Source organism: Chitinophaga flava, from assembly GCF_003308995.1.
GTDB classification, from domain to species: domain Bacteria; phylum Bacteroidota; class Bacteroidia; order Chitinophagales; family Chitinophagaceae; genus Chitinophaga; species Chitinophaga flava.
This window is the reverse complement of record NZ_QFFJ01000002.1, coordinates 375,614-402,134: the sequence shown is the minus strand read 5'-3', so window position 1 is coordinate 402,134 and position 26,521 is coordinate 375,614. Positions and strand designations below refer to the sequence as shown.

Sequence of the window (26,521 nt, the reverse complement as noted above, 5' to 3'; positions counted from 1 at the left end):
TCTCCTGATAAGAAGAGGCATAAAAGCAAAAACCTCATCAATGTAATAATAATCAATAAGATCTTCGATCATAGATCATAAAAGCAAAAGACCTCATTGACGTTACATCAATGAGGTCTTCGCTTATATTTTCGCCTATCAGGCGAATCAGTTTACATCAAAAAAATCACAGTTACTCTTCTTCGTCGAACTGGAACACTTCTTTGGAAGATGCCAGGATATCGTATTCTTCTTTGGAGCCTACGATCATGTTCTCGAATTCGCGCAAACCTGTACCTGCAGGGATCAGATGACCTGTGAGCAGGTTTTCTTTCAGACCCAGCATTTCATCGATCTTACCGTTGATCGCAGCCTGAGAAAGTACTTTCGTAGTTTCCTGGAACGATGCGGCAGACATCCAGCTGCGGGTACCCAGAGACGCTTTGGTAATACCTTGCAGCAGCGGGCTGGAAGTAGCCGGATTTGCATCACGGAATTCAACCAGTTTCTTATCTGCACGACGTAACAGGGAGTTCTCTTCACGTACCTGACGTAAGGTTACGATCTGACCAGCTCTCAGCGTAGTAGATTCACCAGCTTCAGTTACAACCTTCTTATCAAAGATCATATCATTTTCTTCAAAGAAGTCGAATTTATCTTCGGTATCTCCTTCGAGGAAGCGGGTATCTCCAGGATCTTCAATGTTTACTTTACGCATCATCTGACGAACGATCACCTCGATGTGTTTGTCATTGATCTTCACACCCTGTAAGCGGTATACTTCCTGGATTTCATTTACCAGGTATTCCTGTACGGCAAACGGACCTTTAATAGCCAGGATGTCTGCAGGAGTAGTAGAACCGTCGGAGAGGGAAGTACCGGCCTTCACGAAGTCACCGTCCTGTACCAGGATGTGACGGGTCAACGGCACCAGGTATTTCTTGATCTGACTTTCACGGCTTTCGATGATGATCTCACGGTTACCACGTTTGATATTACCGAAGGCTACCACACCATCAATTTCAGAAACGATGGCAGGGTTGCTTGGGTTACGTGCTTCAAACAGCTCAGTTACACGAGGCAGACCACCGGTGATGTCTCGCAGTTTACCGATAACGCGTGGGATTTTTACAATTACCTGGCCGGCCCTTACGTGGTCTCCTTCGGAGATAACGATGTGGGAACCTACTGGTAAGTTGTAGGATTTCACCTCTTTATTACCATCTACATAGATAGACGGGATCTTGTTTTTGTCTTTGGTTTCGATAACCACTTTCTCGCGGTGACCGGTTTGTTCGTCCGCTTCTTCACGGAAGGTGATACCTTCAATGATACTGTCGAAACGGATGTTACCAGGAATTTCAGACACGATAACGGCGTTGAATGGATCCCAGGTACAAATCTGGTCGCCTTTGCTCACTCTCTGTCCGTCTTTCACCAGCAGGGTGGAACCGTACGGAATGTTGTTTGTTACCAGCAGACGATCGTTTTTCACGTCCATGATACGCAGCTCACCGGTACGGCCGATAACCACCTGTACTTTCTCACCTTCGTTGTTTTCGTAAGTGGTAGTACGTAAGCCATCGAACTGGATAGTACCTTCGAATTTAGCTTGCAGGCCGGATTCTACGGAAGTGGAACCAGCCACACCACCCACGTGGAAGGTACGCAGTGTCAACTGTGTACCAGGCTCACCGATAGACTGGGCAGCGATGATACCTACTGCATCACCACGCTGTGCTGTATAACCAGTGGCCAGGTTTTTACCGTAGCATTTCACGCACACACCACGACGGCTTTCGCAAGTCAGTACGGAGCGGATTTCTACAGTTTCTATGGCGCTGTCTTCAATTTTATGAGCGATGTCTTCTGTGATTTGTTCACCGGCAGCCACCACCAGTTCCTCGGTATGAGGATCAAACACGTCGTGCAGGGAAGTACGTCCCAGAATACGGTCGTACAGAGTTTCGATTACTTCCTCGTTGTCTTTCAACGCAGCAGTAGCGATACCACGCAGGGTTCCGCAGTCTTCTTCGTTGATTACCACGTCCTGTGCTACGTCCACCAGACGACGGGTCAGGTAACCCGCATCCGCCGTTTTCAGCGCCGTATCCGCAAGACCCTTACGGGCACCGTGGGTAGAGATGAAGTATTCCAATACGTTCAGACCATCTTTAAAGTTGGACAATACCGGGTTCTCAATGATCTCGGAACCGGTAGATCCACTCTTACGTGGCTTAGCCATCAGACCCCTGATACCAGCCAGCTGTTTGATCTGTTGTTTGGAACCACGCGCACCGGAGTCAAGCATCATGTATACAGAGTTGAAGCCCTGTTTGTCTGTCGCCAGTTCGCGGATCAGGGTTTCTGTCACCTTCGTATCCACACGTGACCAGATATCAATGATCTGGTTGTAACGTTCGTTGTTGGTGATCAGACCCATGTTATAGTTATCCCAAACTTCGTCAACTTCACCGGCAGCAGCATCAATCATGTCTTGCTTAACTTCCGGAATGATCAGGTCATTGATGTTAAATGACAGACCACCACGGAACGCCATGCGGAAACCTAATTGTTTGATGTCGTCCAGGAATTTCGCTGTTTTAGGGATATCTGTGTATTTGATAATGTCACCGATGATCTCACGCAGTGATTTTTTGGTCAGCAGGGCGTTTACATAACCAGCTTCTTTCGGCACAAACTGGTTGAACAGTACGCGGCCTACAGTAGTTTCGATCAGTTTTCTTTCCAGCTCACCGTTAGCATTACGCACAGTCGTTTTTACACGGATGTGGGCATGCAGGTCGATGCGGTCTTCATTCAGCGCAATGATTACTTCTTCAGCAGAGTAGAATGCTTTGCCTTCACCTCTTACCACTACGTCACCTATGGTTTTCTTACCCTTGGTGATATAATACAGACCGAGTACCATGTCCTGAGAAGGCAGGGTGATCGGCGTACCGTTCTGCGGGTTGAGGATGTTGTGGGAAGACAGCATCAGCAGTTGGGCTTCCAGAATAGCAGCATTGCTCAAAGGCACGTGTACCGCCATCTGGTCACCATCGAAGTCGGCGTTGAACGCAGAACACACGAGCGGGTGCAACTGAATCGCTTTACCTTCCACCAGTTTAGGCTGGAAAGCCTGGATAGACAAACGGTGCAGGGTCGGAGCACGGTTTAACAACACCGGGTGACCTTTCAGTACGTTTTCCAGGATATCCCAAACCACCGCTTCTTTCCGGTCTACCAGCTTTTTAGCTGATTTTACGGTTTTAACGATGCCTCTTTCAATCAGTTTACGGATGATAAACGGTTTGAACAGCTCTGCCGCCATATCTTTTGGCAGACCGCATTCATGCAGTTTCAGCTCAGGACCTACCACGATAACAGAACGACCGGAGTAGTCCACACGTTTACCGAGGAGGTTCTGACGGAAACGACCTTGTTTACCTTTCAGTACATCGGAGAGAGATTTCAGCGCACGACCACCTTCGGCTTTCACCGCATTGGATTTACGGGAGTTGTCGAACAGAGAGTCCACCGCTTCCTGCAGCATACGTTTTTCGTTACGCAGGATCACTTCCGGTGCTTTAATTTCGATCAAACGTTTCAGACGATTGTTACGGATGATCACCCTGCGGTACAGATCGTTCAGGTCGGAAGACGCAAAACGGCCACCATCCAACGGCACCAATGGGCGCAGTTCAGGCGGTACTACAGGAATATATTGCATTACCATCCATTCAGGACGGTTTTCAACACGGCCGTTGGCCTCACGGAAAGCTTCCACTACGCTCAGACGTTTCAGCGCTTCCGCTTTACGTTGCTGGGAAGTTTCAGTAGCAGCCTGGTTACGCAGCTGGTAAGAAAGGCTGTCCAGTTCAATACGGGCCAGCATCATTTCTACCGCTTCAGCACCCATTCTGGCAATGAACTTGTTGGGATCTTCATCCGGCAACAGCTGATTGTCTTTAGGCAGGGTATCCAGGATGTCCAGGTATTCTTCTTCAGTGAGCAGGTCACCATAGTTCATACCTTTTTCCTGTTTCGCGCCTGGCTGAATTACTACGTATCTTTCATAGTAAATGATGGTTTCCAGCTTTTTGGAAGACATCCCCAGCAGGTAACCAATCTTGTTTGGCAGCGATTTGAAATACCATATATGTACAACAGGCACTACCAGACGGATGTGGCCCATTCTTTCACGACGAACTTTTTTCTCCGTTACTTCAACACCACAACGGTCGCACACAATACCCTTATAACGAATACGCTTATATTTTCCGCAATAGCATTCGTAATCCTTTACAGGACCGAATATTCTTTCGCAGAACAAACCATCACGTTCTGGCTTGTAAGTACGGTAGTTGATAGTTTCAGGTTTCAGCACTTCACCGTAAGAACGCTCCAGAATTACATCCGGAGAAGCCAGACTGATGGTAATGCTGTTAAAATTTGATTTAGGACGATTTTCTTTTTTGATAGCCATCTGTTTATAGCTTTTAGCTGTTAGCCGTTGGTGTTAAGCCAGCGACAAAAATTTTATTCCTGCGAAATATCCAAGCTATCAGCCATTAGCCGCGGGGCTAATGGCTGGTAGCTAAAAGCTCTTAGTCAAATTTCAGATCCAGACCCAGACCACGCAATTCATGGATCAATACGTTGAAGGACTCAGGAACACCCGCTTTCGGAATGTTATCACCCTTCACAATTGATTCATATGCTTTGGCACGACCAACGATATCATCGGATTTAATAGTGAGCAATTCCTGCAGAATATTGGCTGCACCGTATGCTTCCAGTGCCCACACCTCCATCTCACCGAAACGCTGACCACCAAACTGTGCTTTACCACCCAAAGGCTGTTGGGTAATAAGGCTGTACGGTCCGATAGAACGGGCGTGCATCTTATCATCCACCATGTGGCTCAGTTTCAGCATGTAGATAACACCCACGGTTGCTTTCTGGTGGAAGCGGTCACCCGTTTCACCATCATACAGGTAAGTGTGACCAAAGCTTGGCAGACCTGCTTCATTGATATATCCGGCTATTTCTTCTGTAGTGGCACCATCGAAGATCGGTGTAGCGAAACGTACGCCCAGCTTCAGACCTGCCCAACCCAGTACAGTCTCATAGATCTGTCCAAGGTTCATACGGGAAGGTACACCCAGCGGGTTCAGTACGATATCCAGTGGTGTACCATCTTCCAGGAACGGCATGTCTTCATCACGCACGATCTTGGCTACGATACCCTTGTTACCGTGACGTCCCGCCATCTTATCACCCACTTTCAGCTTACGTTTGCTGGCCAGGTAAACCTTAGCCAGTTTCAGTACACCAGCAGGCAGCTCGTCACCGATAGAGATGTTAAACTTCTCACGTTTGTAACGACCCAGCTCCTCGTTGAACTTGATGTTGTAGTTGTGGAGCAGCGTGTTGATCTGGTCGTTGGTCACCTCGTCGGTAGTCCAGCCCAGCGGGTTCACATTCATGAAGTCAACGTTCACCAGATTCTTCTGAGAGAATTTGGAACCTTTGGAAATCAGCACTTCACCGTAAGTATTGGTAACACCCTGAGACGTTTTGTCTTTCAGTAATACCAGCAACTTGCTCATCAGCACTTCCAGCAGGTCTTCCGTATTTTTCTGGTGGATTTTCTCCAGTTTCTCAATCGCCGCTTTTTCACGGGTCTTGGAGTTTTTATCTTTTTTCGCGCGGCTGAACAGCTTCTTGTCAATCACCACACCTTCTGTAGATGGAGGTGCTTTCAGGGAAGCATCTTTCGCATCAGAAGCCTTGTCACCGAAGATCGCTCTGAGGAGTTTTTCTTCAGGAGAAGGATCAGACTCACCACGCGGAGTGATTTTACCAATCAGGATGTCACCTTCCTTAATGTGGGCGCCCACACGGATAATACCGTTCTGGTCGAGGTCTTTGGTCGCCTCTTCGCTCACGTTCGGGATATCTGGGGTCAGTTCTTCCTCACCCAGTTTGGTGTCACGTACTTCCAGTTCGTATTCATCGATGTGGATGGAGGTAAAGAGGTCTTCACGTGCAACACGCTCAGAGATTACGATCGCATCCTCAAAGTTGTAACCTTTCCATGGCATGAAGGCCACTTTCATGTTACGGCCCAGCGCCAGCTCACCACCGCGGGTAGCATAGCCTTCGGTCAGGAAGTCACCTACTTCCACACGCTGACCTTTCTTAACGCAAGGTCTGAGGTTGATACAGGTGCTCTGGTTCGTTTTCACGAATTTGGTCAGGTTGTATATTACCAGGTCGTCTTCGAAGCTCACCAGTTTCTGCAGCTCGTCACGCTCGTAACGAACATGTATTTCTTTGGCGTCCACGAATTCGATCACGCCTTTTCCTTCTGAAGTGATCTGCAGACGGGAGTCGCGTGCTGCCTTTGCTTCCAGACCGGTACCTACGATAGGAACTTCCGGATTCAGCAGTGGCACGGCCTGACGTTGCATGTTTGATCCCATCAACGCACGGTTGGCGTCATCATGTTCGAGGAACGGAATCAGGGAAGCACTCAGACCTACGATCTGGTTAGGCGCTACGTCCATGAACTCCACGTCCTGTCTGTCCAGGATCGGGAAGTCGCCGGTTTCGCGGGATTTAACTTTATCGTTGATGAAGTTTCCTTTGTCATCCAAAGGAGCATTTGCCTGTGCAATTTTCACAGTATCTTCTTCCTCAGCGCTCAGGAACTCCACACTATGCATATCTACCTTACCCTGGTTAACCTTACGGTAAGGAGTTTCGATGAAGCCCATTTCGTTCACTTTCGCGTGTACGCAGAGGGTAGAGATCAGACCGATGTTCGGACCTTCCGGTGTTTCGATCGTACACAGACGGCCGTAGTGGCTATAGTGAACGTCACGCACCTCGAAGCCTGCTCTTTCACGGCTCAAACCACCGGGACCGAGAGCGGAGATACGGCGTTTGTGCGTGATTTCAGACAGCGGGTTAGTTTGGTCGAGGAACTGAGACAACTGAGAAGTACCGAAGAAGGAGTTGATCACAGAAGACAGGGTCCTCGCATTGATCAGATCTACCGGCGTAAATACCTCGTTGTCACGAACGTTCATTCTCTCACGGATGGTACGGGCCATACGAGCCAGACCAACACCAAACTGAGCATATAACTGCTCACCCACAGTACGTACACGACGGTTGCTCAGGTGATCGATATCGTCGATCTCTGCTTTACCGTTGGTCAGCTGTACCAGGTATTTGATGATGGAAATGATATCGTCTTTTGTCAGCACTTTCATATCGAGTGCAGTAGACAGACCCAGTTTCCGGTTGATTTTATAACGACCTACATCTCCGAGATCATAACGTTTGTCGGAGAAGAATAATTTATCGATGATACCCCTTGCTGTTTCGTCATCCGGCGCATCGGCACCGCGCAGTTGGCGGTAGATGTGCTGAACGGCTTCCAGCTCGGAGTTGGATGTATCCTTATTTAATGTGTTGTAGATGATGGAGAAATCGCCGCTCACCTCTTCTTTCTGTACGAAAACGCTCTTCAGGCCCATATCTACGATGGTCTCGATGTTTGCTTCGTCCAGAATGCTGTCACGTTCGAGCATAATTTCATTACGCTCAATACTTACCACCTCACCGGTATCCTCATCCACAAAGTCTTCCACCCAGCTTCTTAAAACACGGGCAGCCAGCTTTTTGCCGGCATATTTATCAAGACTTTTCTTGTCTGCTTTTACTTCATCAGCCATACCAAACAGCTGCAGGATGTCCTTATCGGTTTCGTAGCCGATAGCACGCAGCAGTGTGGTAACAGGGAACTTCTTCTTACGGTCGATGTAAGCGTACATCACATTGTTAATGTCTGTCGCAAACTCCATCCAGGCACCTTTGAACGGGATCACCCTTGCAGAGTAGATCTTCGTTCCGTTCGGGTGAACAGATTGACCAAAGAATACACCAGGAGAGCGGTGCAGCTGGGATACAACTACGCGCTCAGCACCATTAATAACGAAAGTACCTCTTGGGGTCATGTAGGGAATGTTACCTAAGAACACGTCCTGCACAATAGTCTGAAAATCCACATGCTCCTCATCGTTACAGCTGAGGCGCAGTTTGGCCTTCAACGGTACAGAGTAGGTAAGCCCACGTTCAATACACTCCTCAATGGTATAGCGCGGAGGGTCTACGAAATAATCAAGGAACTCCAGATTGAAGATATTGCGGGTATCAGTAATCGGGAAGTTCTCCTTAAATACTTTAAAAAGGCCTTCGTTATTTCGTTTGTCTGGTGTGGTTTCTAATTGGAAGAAATCCTTGAAAGATTGGATTTGGATAGCCAACAGATCCGGTGTCTCAGTAACTTGTTTGATCTTTCCAAAATTTACTCTTTCGCTTGTTTGGGCTTTTTTTAGAGACATATTCGAAGTTAGCAGTTATATGACTTGTAAGAATTAGGGAAATTAAGATTTCTTTACCAATATTCATCCTCAATAAAGTATGCCTTCTACACATGGTCAAAGTCACCTTGGGTGATTCCCCGTTTTGACTCCTGAAAAAGACACTTTCCCAAAGGGAATAAGGCCAAAAGTGCAGGAGCACTTTTGACCTTGAAAAAGATGTATACTAAGCAAAGAATTACTGAATTTCAACTTCAGCACCTGCTTCAGTCAGCTTAGCTTTCAGATCTTCTGCTTCTGCTTTGCTAACGCCTTCTTTTACAGATTTAGGAGCGCCGTCAACCAGTTCTTTCGCTTCTTTCAGACCCAGACCGGTCAGGTCTTTTACAACCTTAACAACGTTCAGTTTAGATGCACCTGCAGATTTCAGAACTACGTTGAATGCAGTTTTTTCTTCTGCAGCAGCAGCTTCACCACCACCTGCAGCAACAACTACAGCAGCAGCTGCTGGTTCGATGCCGTACTCATTTTTCAGTACGTCTGCGAGTTCTTGTACTTCCTTAACAGTTAAACCTACTAATTGTTCGGCTAATGCTTTTACGTCTGCCATTTTATAATGTTTTTAAGTAATTTTTTGTAATGATGTTAATTATATATTGTGACTTGGAAGCCATTGTTATTGTGAAATTTTGATATTTGATTATTTAAATATTTAAATGACCAAATACCTGAATTCCAGATTATTCTGCAGCGGGAGCTTCTTCCACGGCGCCTTCTTTCTTGCCTTTTTCCAGCAAAGCAGCGATAACGCGTTTTGCAGGAGATTGCAACAGACCAACGATTTCTCCGATGAGTTCGTTTTTGGTCTTGATGTTGGTCAGGGCAGTCAGTTGGTTGTCGCCAACGAAGATTTCGTCTGCTACGAAAGCTGCTTTCAGAACTGGTTTTTCCAGTTTGTTGTTAGCTTTACGGAAGCTGGAGATGATTACTGCAGGCTCTTTCGGGCTGTCAGAGAACATCAGGGCAGTTACACCGTGCAGTGAATCGTAGATACCAGCGTATTTTTCGTTGTCCAGTGATTCCAGTGCTTTGCGGATCAGGGTGTTTTTAGCCACCTTCATTTCCACATTCTTATCGAAGCAAACTTTCCTCAGGTTATTCACCTGCGCTACCGTTAATGATTCGGTGTTAGTGATGTAGAAGTTGCTATATTGAGAGAACTTACTTTTCAGCAGTTCGATCACCTCATTTTTTTGATCTTTATTCATATTATTACGTTTGTAGCAAGCCATTTCCTTGCGGAAAAAAGACTACACACTCGTGATCAATTAGTTTTGAACAGATTTAGTGTCGATTGCAATACCAGGGCTCATTGTGCTGGCCATGGACAGACCTTTCAGGTAAGTACCTTTTGCTGTAGCTGGTTTCAGCTTGATGATAGCATTGATCAGCTCCATAGAGTTCTGCTCAATTTTATCAGAAGCAAAAGAAACACGACCGATAGAAGCGTGGATGATACCAGCTTTATCAACCTTGAAGGTAATTTTACCACCTTTCACGTCATTTACTGCTGCTGCTACATCGTTGGTAACAGTACCGGTTTTCGGGTTTGGCATCAGGTTACGGGGACCCAGGATTTTACCCAGTTTACCGATTTTAGGCATTACAGCCGGAGTTGCAACGATTACGTCAACATCAGTCCAGCCAGCTTCAATCTTCTGGATAAATTCGTCCAGACCTACGAAATCAGCACCAGCTTCTTTAGCGGCAGCTTCTTTGTCAGGTGTGCAAAGCACTAAAACTCTCTTTGTTTTACCAGTACCGTGTGGAAGCGTTACGGAACCACGGATAGCCTGGTCAGCTTTCTTAGGATCAACGCCTAAGCGGATATGTAAATCGACAGAACTGTCGAATTTAGTACAGTTAATCTCTTTTACCAGGTTGGATGCTTCTTTCAGCGAATACGCCTTGTTTTTATCCACCTTAGCCTGAGCGACTTTTCTCTTTTTTGTTGCCATTGTCAAAATGATTTAAAGTTCCTGCCTTAACAGGTGAACAATTAGTTTTCCCAGGGTGCTTTACCTTCTACAGTAATTCCCATGCTACGAGCAGTACCAGCTACCATTTTCATAGCACTGTTCAGTGTGAAGCAGTTCAGATCAGGCATTTTATCCTGTGCGATTGCTTCTACCTGAGCCCAGGTAACTTTACCCACCTTGTTACGGTTAGGTTCTTTGGAACCACTTTGTATTTTAGCAGCTTCCAGCAGCTGTACAGGAGCCGGAGGAGTCTTGATTACAAAGTCGAAAGATTTATCAGTGTAAACAGTCAGCAGTACAGGCAATACTTTACCCATTTTGTCCTGGGTACGGGCATTGAACTGTTTGCAGAACTCCATGATGTTCACACCTTTGGAACCCAGAGCGGGACCAATTGGAGGTGCAGGATTGGCCTGGCCGCCTTTAACCTGCAATTTCACGTACGTTGCGATCTCTTTTGCCATACTATTTGATTTAATTTGGTTAAAACGCCCCCTGCAAAGCAGAGAACTCCCAAATTTAAAAGGAACAAAATAACCTTTTAAAGGGGATGCAAAGGTAATTATTAATACGAAAACAACAAAAAGTATTTGAATTTGGGCATCCTTTTTGCTACCAGACGCCTTTTTTTTACAAATCTATTGCATTCACACAAAAAAATCCTTATTATCCGGGGAGCGGCAAAGTTACACCTAAAATGCCAATTTATAAAACAGCGACTTCCGGAAAAGCTTTCCCGTTTTGATATATTTTGTCACAAAAGCCTGCTCTTCCGCCAGCCTCCGCTTCATTTGTGTCACCGACTCTTCTAACTCCGCCAGCACACGACGATTCCCCGGATCTGTAATCGTCAGCCCCTGTAACTGCTGTTCTATTTCCGTAGTCTTACTCATCATGCCGTCTACCCACTCCCGGATCTCCTTGTCAGGCTTTGAAGGGGAAAACTGATTATTCCGGAACACCACATAGTCATTAAAACTGTTGACTACCCGGTTGTACCGACTGCTACACGCGTTGAGCCGGTCAATCACACCGTTCTGGGCGGTCACTTCCGCATTGTGCTTTTCTACCGTCATCACATTGATGAGGTAGGTCATTTCAGCAGAAACCATCTGATTGGTTACCCCGTAACGATCTATCCTGGCCACGGCATTGGTTGCCCTGTCCTGTAAAGACATACTGGTAAAGGCTGCCAGTGTATCCCGGTAGGCAAAACGAGGCCTGCCGGCACCGGCTGCCCATTTTCCGTCCCGTATCTCATCGTGCCTTAACGGCTGTTCCAGGAACTGATACAATGGATCAAAGGGTACATGTGTTTTAATTGATACAGCCGGTGATACCAGGAAATATTTCCAGTTGATTTTAGCTATATATTTATTGTTGATCACCCCACCCGATCCCCAGGTAGGATCTATCAGCTGCCACTCGTTGTCCAGCAACACAGCCACCCAGGCGTGACTGGCATTATCTACCTTTCCGTTGGTCAGTGTATACCCGCTTATCTGCCAGGCAGGTATCCCGGCTTTCCGGCATACATCCATAAACAGGGCAGAATATCCCTGGCATACAGCGGTACGGGTTTGCAGGGTTTTCCTGATGGCGTCTGTGGTATCTTTATAATAGTCGGGTTTAAAGGTGTTCACCATATCGTACTGAATATGGGAAGACATCCAGCTATACAGAGAACGGAGGGCGGCCAGCTTACTTTCACTGTGGGCAGCCAGATAAGCGGCCATAGATGCGGAGGAACCCGTCGCAGAATCAGGAATAGCCGTGAAGGTGATGGCGGGTGCTGCCGTAGTGGTCGTTTTTTTTACAGGGATCTGGGCGGTTGCCTGGAGGAGTAATAAGCTACAGGTTAGGGTGCTGATCAGTCGTTTCATCGTTTTTCAGATCAATAAACTGGTAAATAATAAAAGTAAAAAAGCGTTCCGGCATTCCGGAACGCTTTTTCAATAAAGTTATAGCTGTGGTAACTATGCTAATTTTTCTACCTGCATGAAGTTGAGTTCTACAGGGGTGGCACGGCCAAAGATTTTCACAGTTACTTTCAGTTTCTTTTTGTCTTCGATCACTTCTTCGATTACGCCGTTGAAATCGTTGAACGGGCCGTCGATGATCTTGATGGTTTCGCCGACGATGAAAGGTTCGCTCATGGTGAGTCCCTGATCGCTCAGTTCGTCCACTTTACCTAACATTTTGTTTACTTCGGCTTTACGGAGTGCAATTGGTTTTTCCTTACCGAGGAAGTGGATTACACCAGACACGTTACGGATGGCCTGGATCACTTCGTCTGTCATTTTACCATCGATGGCTTCAATCATCACATAACCGGGGTAGAAGTTTTTTTCACGCATCACCTTTTTACCAGCCTGCACCTTGTAAACTTTTTCCACCGGCAGAAACACCTGAGTGATCACATTTCCCCAATCAGACCTGCGCACTTCAATATCCAGGTATTCCTTCACTTTTTTTTCCTTGCCACTAACAACGCGGAGTACATACCACTTTGTTTCCTGAGCAGGAATATTGGTTGCATCCATGTTCCTATTTTTTGAATATTTCGTAATAGTGTGCTAACACAAAATTGGAAGCGGCGTCCATCCCCCATACCAACGCTGTAACAAAGAGGGTCGCTATCAGCACGATCATGGTAGAAGACTGCAGTTCCTGCCAGGTAGGCCAGGATACTTTGTAGACCAACTCATGATAAGACTCACGGAAGTAGTTTCTGATCTTATTCATTCTGTAAAGTTAACGATTTATGGTCAATTGATTAAAGCCTAAAAATGGTTGAATTGTTCTATTTGATAATAATAACAATTCAACCATCTATATATTTTTAATTAACCTGGCACGGGTACTAGGATTCGAACCCAGATCAAAGGTTTTGGAGACCCGTATGCTACCGTTGCACCATACCCGTGTATAAAGCCATTAGCGTTGAGCTCTCAGCAGTCAGCAAATATAATAATAAATCCTGACATTTAATAGCTGAAGCTAATGGCTTTTAGTATTGTGAGATACTTATTTCAGGATTTCAGTAACCTGACCAGCACCTACTGTACGACCACCTTCGCGGATAGCGAATTTCAGACCTTTGTCCATAGCGATCGGTTGGATCAGTTTTACAGTCAGAGTTACGTTATCACCAGGCATAACCATTTCAACACCTGCTGGCAGTTCAACTTCACCAGTTACGTCAGTTGTACGGAAGTAGAACTGAGGACGGTATTTGTTGAAGAACGGAGTGTGACGGCCACCTTCTTCTTTGCTCAGTACGTAAACTTCGCATTTGAATTCAGTGTGCGGAGTGATAGAACCTGGTTTGCAGATAACCATACCACGACGGATCTGAGTTTTCTCAATACCGCGCAGCAGCAGACCAGCGTTGTCACCAGCTTCACCTTCGTCGAGCAGTTTTTTGAACATTTCAACACCAGTGCAAGTAGATTTCAGTGGTTCTTCCTGCAGACCTACGATTTCAACGTTCTCACCCACTTTAATACGACCGCGTTCGATACGACCGGTAGCAACAGTACCACGACCAGTGATAGAGAATACGTCTTCAACGGACATCAGGAAGTCCTGATCAACCGGACGAGGAGGCAGCGGAATGTAAGTATCAACAGCTTCCATCAGTTGGTCGATAGCGCCAATCCATTTAGCGTCACCAGCCAGAGCACCGGTAGCAGAACCCTGAATAACAGGAACGTTGTCACCGTCGAAGCCGTTAGAAGTTAACAGGTCACGGATCTCGATCTCAACCAGTTCCAGCAGCTCAGGATCGTCAACCAGGTCAACTTTGTTCATGAAAACAACAATACGAGGTACACCTACCTGGCGAGCCAGCAGGATGTGCTCTCTTGTTTGTGGCATAGGACCGTCTGTAGCGGCAACCACCAGGATAGCACCGTCCATCTGAGCGGCACCGGTGATCATGTTTTTCACATAGTCAGCGTGACCAGGGCAGTCAACGTGAGCATAGTGACGGCTAGCAGTCTGATACTCTACGTGAGCTGTATTGATAGTGATACCTCTTTCTTTTTCTTCAGGAGCCGCATCGATCTCATCATAGCCTCTCTTCTCAGCCAGACCCTTGTTCGCCAGAATTGTGGTAATGGCAGCAGTCAAGGTAGTTTTACCGTGGTCCACGTGGCCGATGGTACCAATGTTTACGTGGGGTTTATCCCGCTTAAAGGTTTCTTTTGCCATTGTATTTTCTTTTTAGATGGTTTGTAAAGATTGTATTGATAGTTGTTTTAAAAAAACGGTTTTACAAACTTGTACCGTTGATGAGAATTGAACTCACGTCCTTCCCGTAAATAGGTGTGGGTTGCTCTACCATTGAGCTACAACGCTAAGTTTTATTTCGGAGTGCGGAATTTACAAATTCGAATCCGAAATTCGAATTTTATGGAGTTGGTTTGTTGTGAAATGATCTCACCACAATGATTCTTCTCTTCTAAAATTCAAAGAGCTGTTGAAGAGAATTGAACTCTCGACCTCTTCCTTACCAAGGAAGTGCTCTACCCCTGAGCTACAACAGCTTGAAAATTGCATGAATATTATGCGAGCGGGAGACGAGGTTCGAACCCGCGACCTACAGCTTGGAAGGCTGTCGCTCTACCAACTGAGCTACTCCCGCATAATGGACACTTTAAACAACAGGTAATTGCACTGTTTAAAGTATTCCCAAATAAATAAAAGAACATAAAGGCTGTTGTAACACAGGACCAAACTCTTCACTTCTGAACTACTCACCTTCCACTCAACAACTAAGTTCCGCCTCTGCAAGGGCAAAGGCGGAACACGCCGTTTTGTGGGCAGGATAGGATTCGAACCTATGAAGTCGAAAGACAGCGGATTTACAGTCCGCCCCATTTGGCCGCTCTGGAACCTGCCCAATTGTTTTTGATTTTGACATCTGATCATCAGGAGATGATGTAGATTAAAATCGTGGAGCCAGCAGAGGGATTCGAACCCCCGACCCACTGATTACAAATCAGTAGCTCTGGCCAACTGAGCTATGCTGGCATCTTTTCAAAAAACATTGCTTTCAAAAAAGTAACTCATTGAAAGAGAGCGCAAAATTAATTGATTTTTTCAAATCTCAAAATCTTTTTTTCAGTTTGTTACAAATATTTAAAAATTTATCTGTCTCGCTGAAAACGCCCTACCATAAAGAACTTTGCTACCTTTTACCGACCCTCTTTTTGAATCGGGATGGCAAAGGTAGCAAAGAGATTGATATTTCCAAAATTATTTTAAAAAATTATTGAAATTTCTTTTCCTTTTGCTTTTTAACCTGGTTGACTAAGGAGTCAAAAGCTAAGTCAAATGACTCTTCGAAGGATTTGGACTCATGCTTCACAAAGAGGTCCTGGCGGGGAATTCGTACTCTTATTTCGGCAATTTTATCTTTAACCTGATGCGCTAAATTATCCAACTTTAAAAACACATCCACACTGATGATCCGATCGTAAAAGGTGCTCAGCTTCTGCAATTTTTTGTTCACGTGATCAATCAGTTTTGAATCAGCATCAAAATGCACAGTTTGAATTTGAACGTTCATAACACTAATTTTTTAATATTTAACAATCTAGGTTCTAGTTAGTAAACTATGGTCATAGGCATTCTCTTGATTGTGAAAGAACTTCTGTATTAAATATACTCACTTTTGTAATGCAATGATCTTCTGATGCGTAATATTTTGTTAAAGGTGCAAAAAATGTGCGTTACGCCTTAGGATGCGCCTGCTGGTAAACCTTCTTCAGCTGTTCTATCGTTGTATGTGTATAAATCTGTGTAGAAGTAAGACTGGCGTGGCCCAACAGGTCCTTTACCGCTTTCAGGTCGGCCCCGTTGTTTGTCAGATGTGTGGCGAAAGTATGCCGCAGCAGGTGCGGACTTTTCTTCCGGAACGTAGTGATTTCGTGGTCCGTCAGGTATTTGCGTACCATGAGGTACACATATTTGGGATATAACCGCTGCCCGCTATGCGGATGCACCAACAGTACACCAGATTCAAATTCTTCCAGTTGCCGGCGTTTCTGTGCCATATACTCACTGATCTGGTCATATAACCGGTTGCTGATCGGAATAATCCGTTCTTTTCCTCCCTTGCCCATCACTTTAATGGACAGGTTACCTTTATCGACCCTGAACTCCTGTAAAGAGATCAGTTCCGACAAACGGATACCGGTCTGGTAAAATATTTCGAAAATAAGGCGATGGGTATCTCCTTCGAAGTCGTCTGCAAAAATAATGGGTGAGGTGACAGATACCGGGCTGCGGTTGTCTTCCAGGGCTTTCATCCCTTTTTCATCAATAAATCCTGGCAGGCGGCGGCTGATTTTAGGCGCTACCACTTTGGTCATCGGGGTCTGCTGCAGCAGCTCCTGGCGGATACAGAATTTGAAAAAGGATTTAAGGGAGGATATTTTCCGGTTAACGCTTTTGGCTGTCATGGCATCTTCCATCAGGCTGGCGAGCCAGCTGCGGACCATTACGTGGGTAATATCTCCTACGGACACATTACCGTAGGCAGCCGTAGTATAATCGAAAAATTGAAGGAGATCGTTGCGATAGGCGGTGCAAGTATGCTCTGAGTATCGCTTTTCGAGCTGGATATGGGAGATGAACCGCTCGGCTAAGGAATATAGTACTTCGTTCAACGCAAAAAGATTGATGATTGTAAAGTTATCAAATAACCTTACAATCATCAAATATTTTGAGTTGTCAGCCAGTGATGGCTAAAGACAAGGACTAAGCTTCAAGTTTACCACTCGCCAGCTGTTGTTTGTAAACAGCCTTTAACACCTGGGTACGGCGTTTAACAGATGGTTTAGTGAAAGACTGGCGGGATCTGAGCTGCAGCAAGATGCGTGCTTTCTCAAATTTCTTTTTATATTTTTTAAGCGCCTTGTCTATGTTTTCGCAATCTTTAGAATCAATGATCAACATAATTTTTGCCTCTTATTTTTTAGGAACGCAAAGATAACATAACATTTTATAAAAACAAAAAACCAATTTCCGATTCCGGGATTTTTTGATGTATAGTACTGATATGCAGGGGAAAAGGAATTGATCCATTCCACTGCTCACCGGTGCATTCTATCAAAAAATCCCATTACCGGTGACGTTAATCTTTGATTTTCTTTTTCAGGAGACTTACCTGGTCCTGCAGGTGGCTGACCATATCAGCCAGGTGGTTGACACTCATACGGCTTTGCTGGCTGGATTTGCTGATGACAGCATCAGACTGCCATAATTCCAGCACATCCTCCATTTCCACCGGATAAGGCTCAAACTGGGGATTGTCTGATACCAGTGTAAGCCGGGATTTGGAGCGGGTGTTTTTCACCACTCTTTTAAAAACAATGCCTTCGCGGGAAGTAATGACCACATAGGTTTCATTGTTTTTGATTTCTTCCCAGCCTTCTACCTTATGGCATACGATAACGGAACCGGAGGTAACAGGCAACATGGAATCACCGGCAATTTCAAAGGCGCGGTAATCTCCGGCACCCAGCATAGGCAGGGTGAAGGTATTGAGCTCCTCAATAAATTCATCGTCATTGTAGCCGGCAAGGTAACCGGCGGCAGCTTTCACCGGTACAAACTGTATCGCCTGGCGGGCGCTACCCAGTTTCTGCTGGCGGCGCTTCTCCAGGAAATTATCTTTCTGGGAACCGAGATCACGCCGGAGCAGGTCATCGATGGAAACCCGGAACATGTCACTGACTTGTTCCAGCACCTCCGTACGTGGCTCCGCACGCTCTTCTTCGTATGCACCCAGCAAAGAACGCTTGATGCCCAGTTTGTCTGCAAACTCTTGCTGCGTCCAGCCTTTTTGCTTACGCAGATATTTCAAATTCTGACATACTACGGACATAACCTAAATAATTTAGTACCTTGCTAACAAAATTAGCAAATAATTTTATAAAATCCCAAATATATTCAAGCCGCTTCGCTTATTTTTGCCCGGTAAAATCAACATGTTATGGTACATCTACACTCCATTCTGAGATGGGCAATCGTATTAGCTGGGCTTTGGGCAGTTATCCGCGCATTTAAGGGCGTTTCCGGCAAAACGCCGTTCACCGCAGCCGATAATAAAGCAGGATTATTTTTTATGATCTTCTGTGATATCCAGCTATTGGTAGGACTGCTGTTATTTTTTGTATTTAGTGAGAAAGCAAAAGCTGGTTTGGCAGACATGGGCGCTGCTATGAAAAATCCTGCGCTGCGCTTTTTTACTGTTGAGCACACTCTTATGGCTGTAATTGCCATCGCCCTGGTTCATATCGGCAAATCCAAAGTGAAAAAAGCCACTTCCGATGCCCAGAAACACAAGCTGGCCCTTATATTCTACAGCATTGCATTTATCCTGATCCTGGCCCTTATTCCCTGGCCTTTCCGTCAGGCACTGGGTGCAGCCTGGTACTAATATCAAGCAAAACTTATTGATGAAAAATGGCGGTCAATTGACCGCCATTTTCTTTTTATTGATTGACCACTACGAAATACTTATCCTTTGTCCTTATTATACAACCGGAAGGAGTATATATAAGGCAGGGCTGCCAGTACAATAGCCCCGAAAAAAATCAGAAACACCCCGGTAATCAGCGGCAGGAAAAAACTGATAATGATCATCACCACACCAGCACTGATCCATAAAGTAGCCGCCATCTGGTGCGTTTTGGTCCATATCTCACCGCTCTGCAATGTCCAGGGCGTTCGCACCCCGATGTAATGGTTGGGCGTTGTTTGCAGTTTCCGCAGATACAACCCGATACCGATCACCAACACACCGATCATCACAAAAGCCCAGCGCGCCATTTCGAACGGTTTACCCAGACTCACCATAAAGATAATCAAACAGGAGAACAACGCCAGATAAATGTGTATGGCAAACCGTACCCGGTAATATTCCCGCTGTTCAACCGTAGACACCACCGGACTATTGCTTTCTTCCGGGGGAATATAACGGAACAGCGCATAGATCAATGCGTTGGTCACAAACTGAAAGATCATCAACAGCAGAAAACCTGTTCTGCCATTTATCCCTTCCGGATTCCCACTCCTGTCGAAGCTTGTTGGAATATCCACCGGCAGATTGTTCCAGATAATGGCCAGATAAGCCATGGGCAAGAGTAGCAGGGCCAGGATGAGAAACTCCTTCAATGCATTGGTTTGTTTCATGGGAAGATAGTTTAAAAGATCAACATTCACTTTCGCCTTATTCCCTCATTACCATTCCCTTATACTACAGATTGCCCGTCTGATATGTTGTATCAAAGATAGGAAAATTGAAAATGGGGATAAAATCCGATCCATGAAATACTAATTATTTTAGCATTACTAATAAATTTAGTAACTTGCGGCTACAAAAGTGATTACGGCTGGCAGGCCCTGCTGATCACTGTCTATGCTGACCTTACGCCCGGCCTGCCATCCGCCTATCGCTTTGTTAAACAGGAATTATATGCTCACGTTACAACAGCGTGCTATCGCGCATTTTGATCTGGATTGTTTTTTTGTGTCGGTGGAATGCCAGCAGGATAGCCGGTTGAAAGGCAAACCCCTGTTAATAGGCGGCAGCAGCGACCGCGCCGTAGTAGCGGCCTGCAGTTATGAAGCACGCCGCTATGGCATCCACTCGGCCATGCCTATGAAAACTGCCCTACGGCTCTGCCCCCATGCCATCGTCCGCAGCGGCGACATGGACCGCTACAGCGAAAAATCACGGGAAGTGACCAGCATCATCGCCGACAAAGCTCCTTTGTACGAAAAATCATCCATCGATGAGTTTTATCTCGACCTCTCCGGCATGGATAAATTTTTCGGCTCCCTCAAATGGACCACGGAACTGAGAAAAGCCATCATAAAAGAATCCGGCCTGCCCATCTCCTTCGGCCTCGCATCCAACAAACTCGTGTCTAAAGTAGCCACCGACGAAGCCAAACCTAACGGACAACTGGAAATACTGTTCGGCCATGAAAAAAATTTCCTCGCCCCTCTCTCCATCGAGAAAATACCCATGGTAGGCAAGGAAACCGCCGCTCAGCTCCGACGCCGTGGTGTGGAAACCGTCAAAACCCTGAGCGAGGTGCCCATCTCCCTGCTGGAAGCCTGGATGGGAAAAAACGGCATCTCCCTCTGGAGAAAAGCCAATGGCATCGACGAATCTCCAGTAGTGCCCTACTATGAACAAAAATCCATCTCCACCGAAAGCACCTTCCCTGCAGATACCATCGACATGGAATTCCTCCATGCCGAACTGGTACGCATGACCGAAAAAATAGCATTTGAACTACGCCAGCAGAACAAACTGACCGGCTGCGTGACCGTCAAAATCCGGTACTCCGACTTTGAAACTGTCACCAAACAAATGTCTATCCCCTACTCCTGCTCCGATCATGTATTGCTCGAAAAAGTAAAAGACCTGTTTAAAAAACTGTATGACCGCCGCCTGCTGGTACGCCTTATCGGCGTACGATTCAGCCACCTCGTACAAGGCAACTACCAGATCAATCTCTTCGACGACAGCCAGGAAATGATCGCCCTTTATCAGGCTATCGACCATATCAAAAACCGCTTCGGCGCAGACCTGCTCATGAAAGGCACCAATGTGGCCCCTCCCGGCCAGCGGAAATATCCTGTGCAAAAAGATATCATGCCATACTACAAAGGATGACACCATGTACCTGAACTGTAAAACATTTTTCAGTCTGCGCTACGGCACCATGCCCGCAGGCATGCTGGTCGAAAAAGCCGCTCAGCTGGGCATTACCACCCTGGCCCTCACTAATATCAACATCACCTCCGATGCCTGGGAGTTTGTGGAGCAATGCAGGCAACACCTGATCAAACCGGTGCTGGGCGTGGAATGCCATCAGCAAACCACTTTCCGCTACATACTCCTGGCCCGCAACCAGGAAGGCTGGTATCAGATCAACCAGTTTCTTTCTGAATACCTGCATAGCGGCCAACCATTCCCTGACCGGGCCCCGGCCCTACCCGGCACCTACGCCATCTATACCTGGGGCAGCCTCGCACCCGAGACACTCCTCCCACATGAACTACTAGGCATTAAACCCCGTGATATCAATAAGCTGTTCCGCGTAGACACCTTCAGTATCCGCCACAAACTGGTGGTCATGCATCCTGTCACCTTTCAGGACAAGGAACACTTTGAACTACACCGGATATTGCGCGCCATCGATCAGAACATCCTCATCTCCCAGCTAGAACCCCATACCACCGGCACTATCCACGACCAGTTCATTCATCCCGCCAAAATGGTGGAGCATTTTGAGCAATACCCCCATATTGTGGAAAACACCCTTCGTATCCTGGAAACCTGCACGGTAGACATGGAAATGAACGTTCCCCGCAACCGGAAATGTTTTCTCAGCAGTGTGGAAGAAGACCGGCAAAAACTGCGGACACTGGCCTATGAAGGCATGGAATACCGCTACGGCAAAGACAATCCGGAAGCAGTACGCCGTATAGAGAGTGAGTTAAAAATCGTTGCCCAGCTGGAGTTTGAAGCATACTTTCTCATCTCCTGGGATATTATCCGCTACGCACAGGAACGAGGTTTCTTTTACGTAGGACGCGGCAGCGGCGCCAACTCCATCGTAGCCTACTGCCTGAAAATAACAGATGTAGACCCGATAGAACTGGACCTGTTTTTTGAACGTTTCCTGAATCCTTACCGCACTTCACCACCGGACTTTGACATCGATTTTTCCTGGCGTGACCGCGACGAGATCATTCAGTATGTTTTTGATAAATACGGAAGGGAACATACCGCCCTGCTGGGCACTGTCACCACTTTCCAGACCAATGCCATTATCCGGGAGATGGGCAAGGTGTATGGACTTCCCAAAAAAGAAATCGATAAGATTCTGGAGAACGGTTTCAACATACAGCTGAATGAAGACAATATCCAGCGCAAAATCCTGCATTTCAGCAAACTGATGGACCAGGAAAAATCTTTTCCCAACCATCTCAGTATACATGCCGGCGGTATTCTTATCAGCGATGAACCTATTCATCATTACTGCACCACCTACCTGCCGCCCAAAGGCTTCAGCACCGCGCAACTGGACATGTGGCAGGCGGAACGTATCGGGCTGTATAAGTTCGATATCCTCAGTCAGCGCGGCCTGGGACATATCCGCGATGCGATCGGTCTTATCCGCGAAAACAAACATGTAGACGTCGATATTCACAATGTAAAAGCTTTCACCATCGATACTCAAGTGCGGGAAAACCTGAAAAAGGTGAATACGATCGGTTGTTTTTATATTGAATCTCCTGCCATGCGGCAGCTGCTGCAGAAACTGGAATGTGACAATTACCTGGCGCTGGTAGCCGCCAGCTCTATCATCCGGCCGGGAGTAGCCCAGTCGGGCATGATGAAACAATACATTCAAAGTTATCGCAATCCCGCTGCTGTTACTTATCTGCACCCTATTATTGAGAATCTGCTGAAGGAAACCTTTGGTATTATGGTGTATCAGGAAGATGTGATCAAAGTGGCCCACCAGTATGCTAATATGGAACTAGCCGATGCAGATACGCTGCGGCGGGCCATGGCAGGGAAATACCGTGGTACTAAAGAATTTGAGCAGATCCAGGAAAGATTTTTTGCCAACTGCGCTAAACTGGGACGGCCTTATGAAGTGTCGGTGGAAGTGTGGCGGCAGATTGCCAGTTTTGCTAACTTCTCCTTCTCCAAAGCCCACTCCGCCAGCTTCGCCGTAGAGAGTTACCAAAGCCTGTATCTGAAAACCTACTTCCCGGCAGAGTTTATGGTGGCCGTTATCAATAACTTCGGTGGCTTCTATAACCGGGAACTGTATTTCCGGGAGCTGAAAAAAACCGGTGTCCGGCTGCATCCGCCCTGCATCAACAACAGCGACTATTCTACCAATATCAAAGGGGAAGATGTATATGTAGGCTTTATTCATGTAGAAGGGCTGGAACAGGCGCTGGCAGAACGAATACTGGAAGAGCGCCGGCAATACGGCCCCTACCTGCATCTGGAAGATTTTTGTGCCAGAATAGCCCCTGGTGCAGAACAGCTGGAGCTGTTGATCCGCATCGACTGTTTTCATTTCACCGGACATACTAAAAAACAGCTGTTGTGGAAAAGCAGTTTGCTGGTGCGTCAGAAAGATACCAATACCTCCTCCCATACCATGTCGCTCTTCAGCGCGGCACCGGTTGACTGTGAACTGCCGGAACTGGCCTACCATGTACATGAAGACGCCTTCGATGAAATTGATCTGCTGGGATTCCCGCTGCTATCACCTTTTGAGGTGCTGTCGCATGATCAGTCTGCGTATATCCCTTCCCGTAATTTCAACAAGTATATCCATCTACCTGTCACTACCCTGGGTTATCTGGTCACCACCAAGTTTATGCGCACATCCAAAGGTGAGCCGATGTGTTTTGGCACTTTCCTCGACCGGGATGGTCATTTTATTGATACAGTACATTTTCCTGACAGCCTGCGGCAATACCCTTTTCAGAAGGGTGGTTTTTATATCCTGCAGGGCAAGGTAGTTGCTGAATACAGCGTTATCACACTGGAAATCAGCCAGATGCGAAAGATCGGCTATTTCGAGGATAAAAAAATCCGATAACACGACAAAATGTTGTATTTTTGTGTCAAATGTCAGGCATTATGAAACATGCTAAAAAATACCATGTGCAGGAGAATGCATTAATGGTTGTGGAAGAACCAGGAGCAGCCTATGTTCCCGGTAGTGGTTATTTTGATTTTATTCAGCTATCCCGCAGTGGCGTGCTGAAAAGAGCGTTATTAAATCTGAGCCGCCAGCTTTCTTTTTCACTGGCAGAACTGGCGCAAGTGCTGCATATCTCGGAAAGGACCTTACAACGGTATGCAGATGACGCCAAACTTTCTGCCGACACCTCCGAACGCGCCATTCTTCTCTCCCAGCTTTACCAAAGGGGTACCGAAGTTTTCGGTAATCTGGAAAATTTCAAGGAATGGATGCGTACCCCACTCCCAGCCTTCAACTATCAACTCCCTATTTCGCTCCTCGACACCACTTTTGGTTTTCAGCTCATACTGGATGAGCTGGGGCGTATAGAACACGGACTTTTTGCATAATATCAACCTTCATCCATGGAAGTATACAGGATCAGTAAGTGCGCTTACATCAATGATCTTACAGGCACAGGTGCGCGGTTATACGGCGGCCGGTGGAACAGCCCGGGGCATGCGATCGTATACACCGCTGGCAGCAGAGCGCTGTCTGCGCTGGAAGTACTGGTACATATCCCGCTAAAAAATATTGTACAGGACTTCTGTATTGCCACTATCCACATCCCCGACGATATTGCCATCAGAACTATCACCAAACAGGACCTGCCTTCAGGCTGGCAATCACTTGCACCATTCCCTGAACTACAATGTATCGGCGACGAATGGGTGGACACAGCGCGTTATGCCATACTCAAAATACCTTCTGTGGTGATTGCAGAAGAATTTAACTACCTCATCAATCCGCTGCATCCCGAGGCAGCCAATATCTCCATCATCACCACCCAACCGTTTGTATTTGATCAGCGGCTAAGAAAAGTATAAAACATCCATATATAAAAAGAGCGGCTGTACCTGTGGGTACAGCCGCTCTTTTTATATTTTTCTCTGCCGGACTATTCCAGGCCAAACAGCCCTTTATTAAGCACCTGCAGGGTTTTATCCTTGTACTGGCCATTAACCAGAATGGAAATATTGTGTCTGCTACCGCCGTAGGAGATCATCCGTAACGGTGTGCCTTCCAATGCATCAAACAGTTTGGTGATGATGGAAGGAGTAGCTGCCACTTCGTTACCTACGATAGAAACGATGGTCTGGTGGTGGTCCAGCTCCACGGTACCGAACGGCTGTAGTTCCTTCAGGATCTGATCAAGGTTCACCTGACTATCGATGGTAAGTGATACTGCCACTTCAGAAGTGGTGATCATATCGATTGGTGTGCGGTATTTTTCGAATACTTCAAATATTTTCCGGAGGAAACCGTATGCCAGCAGCATGCGGCTGGATTTGATCTTGATGGCGATGATACCATCTTTTGCAGCGATGGCTTTCACACCGTTACCATTAGGCAGTTCGGTGATGATGGTGCCTTTTGCTTCCGGCTGCATGGTGTTGAGCAGCTTCACCGGGATATTAAAATGCTGGGCAGGCCAGATAGAAGCCGGGTGCAGGATTTTAGCGCCAAAATAGGCCAGTTCTGCAGCTTCATCGAAGGACAACTGATCGATGGGGAAAGTTTTTTTCACCACACGAGGATCGTTGTTATGCATACCGTCAATGTCAGTCCAGATCTGTATTTCAGAAGCCTGGATAGCAGCTCCGATCAGGGAAGCAGAATAATCACTACCACCGCGTTTCAGGTTATCCACTTCTCCTTTGGCATTGCGGCAGATATATCCCTGTGTGATGAAGATATACTGATCTTTATGCTGGCTGATCAGGTTAGCCAGTTTGATTTTGATTTTAGGAATTTCCGGTTCTTCGTATTCATCGATGCTCATGAAATCGAGTGCTGGCAGCAGTACGGCAGGGATGCCGGCTTCTTCCAGATATGCGCAGAACAGGCGGGTAGACAGCAGCTCACCCTGGGCGAGGATATCTTTATTCAATGCTTCATTGAAAGATATCTTCAGTATGATATTCAGAAATTCAAAGTGTTCATCAACGATGGCTTTAGCTTTGGCGCGGCCATCGTCCTGCTTCACCAGTTCTTCGCAAAAGGTCCGGTAGTGGCTTTCCAGCTTATCTATCTGCTGCTTCGCCTGTGTTTTTTTGCCTTCTGACAATGACTGGCTGATTTCCACAAGTGAGTTTGTGGTGCCTGACAAGGCAGACAGTACCACAATTTTCTGATCATTATCTGCGGTGATCAGTTGTGCTACTGAATGCATGCGCTCTGGTTTTCCCACGGAGGTTCCACCAAATTTTAACACTTTCATCTGCGTATATTTGTTTTTGTCTGCAACGGGAATAGTTTAAAGCTGCTCCCGGGCGGTTTATATGAATGATTGAGA

At 46.5% G+C, this 26,521-nt stretch carries 21 protein-coding genes and 6 tRNA genes; 5 read left to right on the top strand and 22 right to left on the bottom strand.

The window, feature by feature from the left end; genetic code table 11:
- Positions 1-172: 172 nt before the first annotated feature.
- The 20 genes from rpoC to DF182_RS17920 form a co-directional block, all read right to left on the bottom strand.
- Positions 173-4,468, bottom strand: a complete 4,296-nt coding sequence (gene rpoC, locus DF182_RS18020; RefSeq protein WP_113617226.1) for a DNA-directed RNA polymerase subunit beta' — start codon at positions 4,466-4,468, stop codon at positions 173-175.
- A gap of 121 nt (positions 4,469-4,589) precedes the next feature.
- Complete coding sequence (rpoB, locus tag DF182_RS18015) at positions 4,590-8,399, bottom strand: DNA-directed RNA polymerase subunit beta (protein ID WP_113617225.1); 3,810 nt, start codon at positions 8,397-8,399, stop codon at positions 4,590-4,592.
- Between the two features lie 217 nt (positions 8,400-8,616).
- On the bottom strand, positions 8,617-8,988 hold the full coding sequence (gene rplL, locus DF182_RS18010) for a 50S ribosomal protein L7/L12 (RefSeq protein WP_113617224.1): 372 nt from the start codon (positions 8,986-8,988) through the stop codon (positions 8,617-8,619).
- Between the two features lie 130 nt (positions 8,989-9,118).
- Complete coding sequence (gene rplJ / locus DF182_RS18005) at positions 9,119-9,646, bottom strand: 50S ribosomal protein L10 (protein WP_113617223.1); 528 nt, start codon at positions 9,644-9,646, stop codon at positions 9,119-9,121.
- Positions 9,647-9,706: 60 nt separating this feature from the next.
- Entirely contained in the window at positions 9,707-10,396 is a 690-nt protein-coding gene (gene rplA / locus DF182_RS18000; RefSeq protein WP_211327159.1) for a 50S ribosomal protein L1, read from the bottom strand.
- Between the two features lie 41 nt (positions 10,397-10,437).
- A complete protein-coding gene (gene rplK, locus DF182_RS17995) occupies positions 10,438-10,881 on the bottom strand; it encodes a 50S ribosomal protein L11 (protein WP_113617221.1) in 444 nt (147 codons plus the stop codon).
- Between the two features lie 228 nt (positions 10,882-11,109).
- Positions 11,110-12,300 carry a transglutaminase domain-containing protein gene (locus DF182_RS17990; RefSeq protein WP_113617220.1) on the bottom strand — a complete coding sequence of 397 codons (1,191 nt, stop codon included), beginning with the start codon at positions 12,298-12,300 and terminating at the stop codon, positions 11,110-11,112.
- A 93-nt stretch (positions 12,301-12,393) separates the two neighbouring features.
- The gene (gene nusG / locus DF182_RS17985) at positions 12,394-12,960 is read right to left on the bottom strand and encodes a transcription termination/antitermination protein NusG (protein ID WP_078667076.1); all 567 of its coding nucleotides are present in this window, start codon (positions 12,958-12,960) and stop codon (positions 12,394-12,396) included.
- Positions 12,961-12,964: 4 nt separating this feature from the next.
- Complete coding sequence (gene secE, locus DF182_RS17980) at positions 12,965-13,162, bottom strand: preprotein translocase subunit SecE (RefSeq protein ID WP_113617219.1); 198 nt, start codon at positions 13,160-13,162, stop codon at positions 12,965-12,967.
- 107 nt (positions 13,163-13,269) lie between these two features.
- Positions 13,270-13,343 (bottom strand) — tRNA-Trp (locus tag DF182_RS17975).
- A gap of 101 nt (positions 13,344-13,444) precedes the next feature.
- Positions 13,445-14,632: an elongation factor Tu gene (gene tuf, locus DF182_RS17970; RefSeq protein WP_113617218.1), complete on the bottom strand. Its 1,188-nt coding sequence runs from the start codon at positions 14,630-14,632 to the stop codon at positions 13,445-13,447.
- A gap of 72 nt (positions 14,633-14,704) precedes the next feature.
- Positions 14,705-14,779 (bottom strand) — tRNA-Arg (locus DF182_RS17965).
- A gap of 116 nt (positions 14,780-14,895) precedes the next feature.
- A tRNA-Thr gene (locus DF182_RS17960) sits at positions 14,896-14,967 on the bottom strand.
- Positions 14,968-14,992: 25 nt separating this feature from the next.
- A tRNA-Gly gene (locus DF182_RS17955) sits at positions 14,993-15,065 on the bottom strand.
- A gap of 175 nt (positions 15,066-15,240) precedes the next feature.
- Positions 15,241-15,323: transfer RNA gene (locus DF182_RS17950), tRNA-Tyr, on the bottom strand.
- 54 nt (positions 15,324-15,377) lie between these two features.
- Positions 15,378-15,454 (bottom strand) — tRNA-Thr (locus tag DF182_RS17945).
- Positions 15,455-15,692: 238 nt separating this feature from the next.
- The gene (gene hpf, locus DF182_RS17935) at positions 15,693-15,992 is read right to left on the bottom strand and encodes a ribosome hibernation-promoting factor, HPF/YfiA family (RefSeq protein ID WP_113617216.1); all 300 of its coding nucleotides are present in this window, start codon (positions 15,990-15,992) and stop codon (positions 15,693-15,695) included.
- Positions 15,993-16,155: 163 nt separating this feature from the next.
- On the bottom strand, positions 16,156-17,094 hold the full coding sequence (locus DF182_RS17930) for a tyrosine-type recombinase/integrase (RefSeq protein ID WP_113619625.1): 939 nt from the start codon (positions 17,092-17,094) through the stop codon (positions 16,156-16,158).
- Between the two features lie 91 nt (positions 17,095-17,185).
- Positions 17,186-17,383 carry a 30S ribosomal protein S21 gene (rpsU, locus tag DF182_RS17925; protein ID WP_078667072.1) on the bottom strand — a complete coding sequence of 66 codons (198 nt, stop codon included), beginning with the start codon at positions 17,381-17,383 and terminating at the stop codon, positions 17,186-17,188.
- Positions 17,384-17,561: 178 nt separating this feature from the next.
- Positions 17,562-18,314, bottom strand: a complete 753-nt coding sequence (locus tag DF182_RS17920; RefSeq protein ID WP_113617215.1) for an XRE family transcriptional regulator — start codon at positions 18,312-18,314, stop codon at positions 17,562-17,564.
- 108 nt (positions 18,315-18,422) lie between these two features.
- Here DF182_RS17920 and DF182_RS17915 point away from each other — a divergent pair, with 108 nt between their 5' ends.
- A complete protein-coding gene (locus DF182_RS17915) occupies positions 18,423-18,869 on the top strand; it encodes a hypothetical protein (protein ID WP_113617214.1) in 447 nt (148 codons plus the stop codon).
- An 80-nt stretch (positions 18,870-18,949) separates the two neighbouring features.
- On the opposite strand, the gene DF182_RS17910 is transcribed toward DF182_RS17915, so the two are convergent.
- Entirely contained in the window at positions 18,950-19,624 is a 675-nt protein-coding gene (locus tag DF182_RS17910; RefSeq protein WP_113617213.1) for an SdpI family protein, read from the bottom strand.
- 283 nt (positions 19,625-19,907) lie between these two features.
- Here DF182_RS17910 and dinB point away from each other — a divergent pair, with 283 nt between their 5' ends.
- The 4 genes from dinB to DF182_RS17890 are packed head-to-tail and all read left to right on the top strand — an operon-like array spanning position 19,908 to position 25,052.
- Positions 19,908-21,119 carry a DNA polymerase IV gene (gene dinB / locus DF182_RS17905; RefSeq protein WP_113617212.1) on the top strand — a complete coding sequence of 404 codons (1,212 nt, stop codon included), beginning with the start codon at positions 19,908-19,910 and terminating at the stop codon, positions 21,117-21,119.
- Positions 21,120-21,123: 4 nt separating this feature from the next.
- Positions 21,124-24,081 carry a DNA polymerase III subunit alpha gene (locus DF182_RS17900; protein ID WP_113617211.1) on the top strand — a complete coding sequence of 986 codons (2,958 nt, stop codon included), beginning with the start codon at positions 21,124-21,126 and terminating at the stop codon, positions 24,079-24,081.
- A 41-nt stretch (positions 24,082-24,122) separates the two neighbouring features.
- A complete protein-coding gene (gene parS / locus DF182_RS17895; RefSeq protein WP_161964175.1) occupies positions 24,123-24,575 on the top strand; it encodes a type II RES/Xre toxin-antitoxin system antitoxin in 453 nt (150 codons plus the stop codon).
- Between the two features lie 15 nt (positions 24,576-24,590).
- Entirely contained in the window at positions 24,591-25,052 is a 462-nt protein-coding gene (locus DF182_RS17890; protein WP_113617209.1) for an RES family NAD+ phosphorylase, read from the top strand.
- A gap of 71 nt (positions 25,053-25,123) precedes the next feature.
- Here the strand turns inward: DF182_RS17890 and DF182_RS17885 are convergent, their stop codons facing one another.
- Complete coding sequence (locus DF182_RS17885) at positions 25,124-26,446, bottom strand: aspartate kinase (RefSeq protein ID WP_113617208.1); 1,323 nt, start codon at positions 26,444-26,446, stop codon at positions 25,124-25,126.
- Positions 26,447-26,521 lie beyond the last annotated feature (75 nt).

Excerpts from the sequence above, each read along its gene's own strand:
- rpsU (WP_078667072.1), bottom strand. The coding sequence starts at position 17,383 with ATGTTGATCATTGATTCTAAAGATTGCGAAAACATAGACAAGGCGCTT.
- DF182_RS17890 (WP_113617209.1), top strand. The coding sequence starts at position 24,591 with ATGGAAGTATACAGGATCAGTAAGTGCGCTTACATCAATGATCTTACA.
- rplL (WP_113617224.1), bottom strand. The coding sequence starts at position 8,988 with ATGGCAGACGTAAAAGCATTAGCCGAACAATTAGTAGGTTTAACTGTT.
- DF182_RS17900 (WP_113617211.1), top strand. The coding sequence starts at position 21,124 with ATGTACCTGAACTGTAAAACATTTTTCAGTCTGCGCTACGGCACCATG.
- DF182_RS17920 (WP_113617215.1), bottom strand. The coding sequence starts at position 18,314 with ATGTCCGTAGTATGTCAGAATTTGAAATATCTGCGTAAGCAAAAAGGC.
- DF182_RS17885 (WP_113617208.1), bottom strand. The coding sequence starts at position 26,446 with ATGAAAGTGTTAAAATTTGGTGGAACCTCCGTGGGAAAACCAGAGCGC.
- DF182_RS17915 (WP_113617214.1), top strand. The coding sequence starts at position 18,423 with ATGGTACATCTACACTCCATTCTGAGATGGGCAATCGTATTAGCTGGG.
- DF182_RS17910 (WP_113617213.1), bottom strand. The coding sequence starts at position 19,624 with ATGAAACAAACCAATGCATTGAAGGAGTTTCTCATCCTGGCCCTGCTA.
- rplK (WP_113617221.1), bottom strand. The coding sequence starts at position 10,881 with ATGGCAAAAGAGATCGCAACGTACGTGAAATTGCAGGTTAAAGGCGGC.
- secE (WP_113617219.1), bottom strand. The coding sequence starts at position 13,162 with ATGAATAAGATCAGAAACTACTTCCGTGAGTCTTATCATGAGTTGGTC.
- hpf (WP_113617216.1), bottom strand. The coding sequence starts at position 15,992 with ATGAACGTTCAAATTCAAACTGTGCATTTTGATGCTGATTCAAAACTG.
- tuf (WP_113617218.1), bottom strand. The coding sequence starts at position 14,632 with ATGGCAAAAGAAACCTTTAAGCGGGATAAACCCCACGTAAACATTGGT.
- DF182_RS17990 (WP_113617220.1), bottom strand. The coding sequence starts at position 12,300 with ATGAAACGACTGATCAGCACCCTAACCTGTAGCTTATTACTCCTCCAG.
- nusG (WP_078667076.1), bottom strand. The coding sequence starts at position 12,960 with ATGGATGCAACCAATATTCCTGCTCAGGAAACAAAGTGGTATGTACTC.
- rplA (WP_211327159.1), bottom strand. The coding sequence starts at position 10,396 with ATGGCAACAAAAAAGAGAAAAGTCGCTCAGGCTAAGGTGGATAAAAAC.
- rpoB (WP_113617225.1), bottom strand. The coding sequence starts at position 8,399 with ATGTCTCTAAAAAAAGCCCAAACAAGCGAAAGAGTAAATTTTGGAAAG.
- rplJ (WP_113617223.1), bottom strand. The coding sequence starts at position 9,646 with ATGAATAAAGATCAAAAAAATGAGGTGATCGAACTGCTGAAAAGTAAG.
- rpoC (WP_113617226.1), bottom strand. The coding sequence starts at position 4,468 with ATGGCTATCAAAAAAGAAAATCGTCCTAAATCAAATTTTAACAGCATT.
- parS (WP_161964175.1), top strand. The coding sequence starts at position 24,123 with ATGAAACATGCTAAAAAATACCATGTGCAGGAGAATGCATTAATGGTT.
- dinB (WP_113617212.1), top strand. The coding sequence starts at position 19,908 with ATGCTCACGTTACAACAGCGTGCTATCGCGCATTTTGATCTGGATTGT.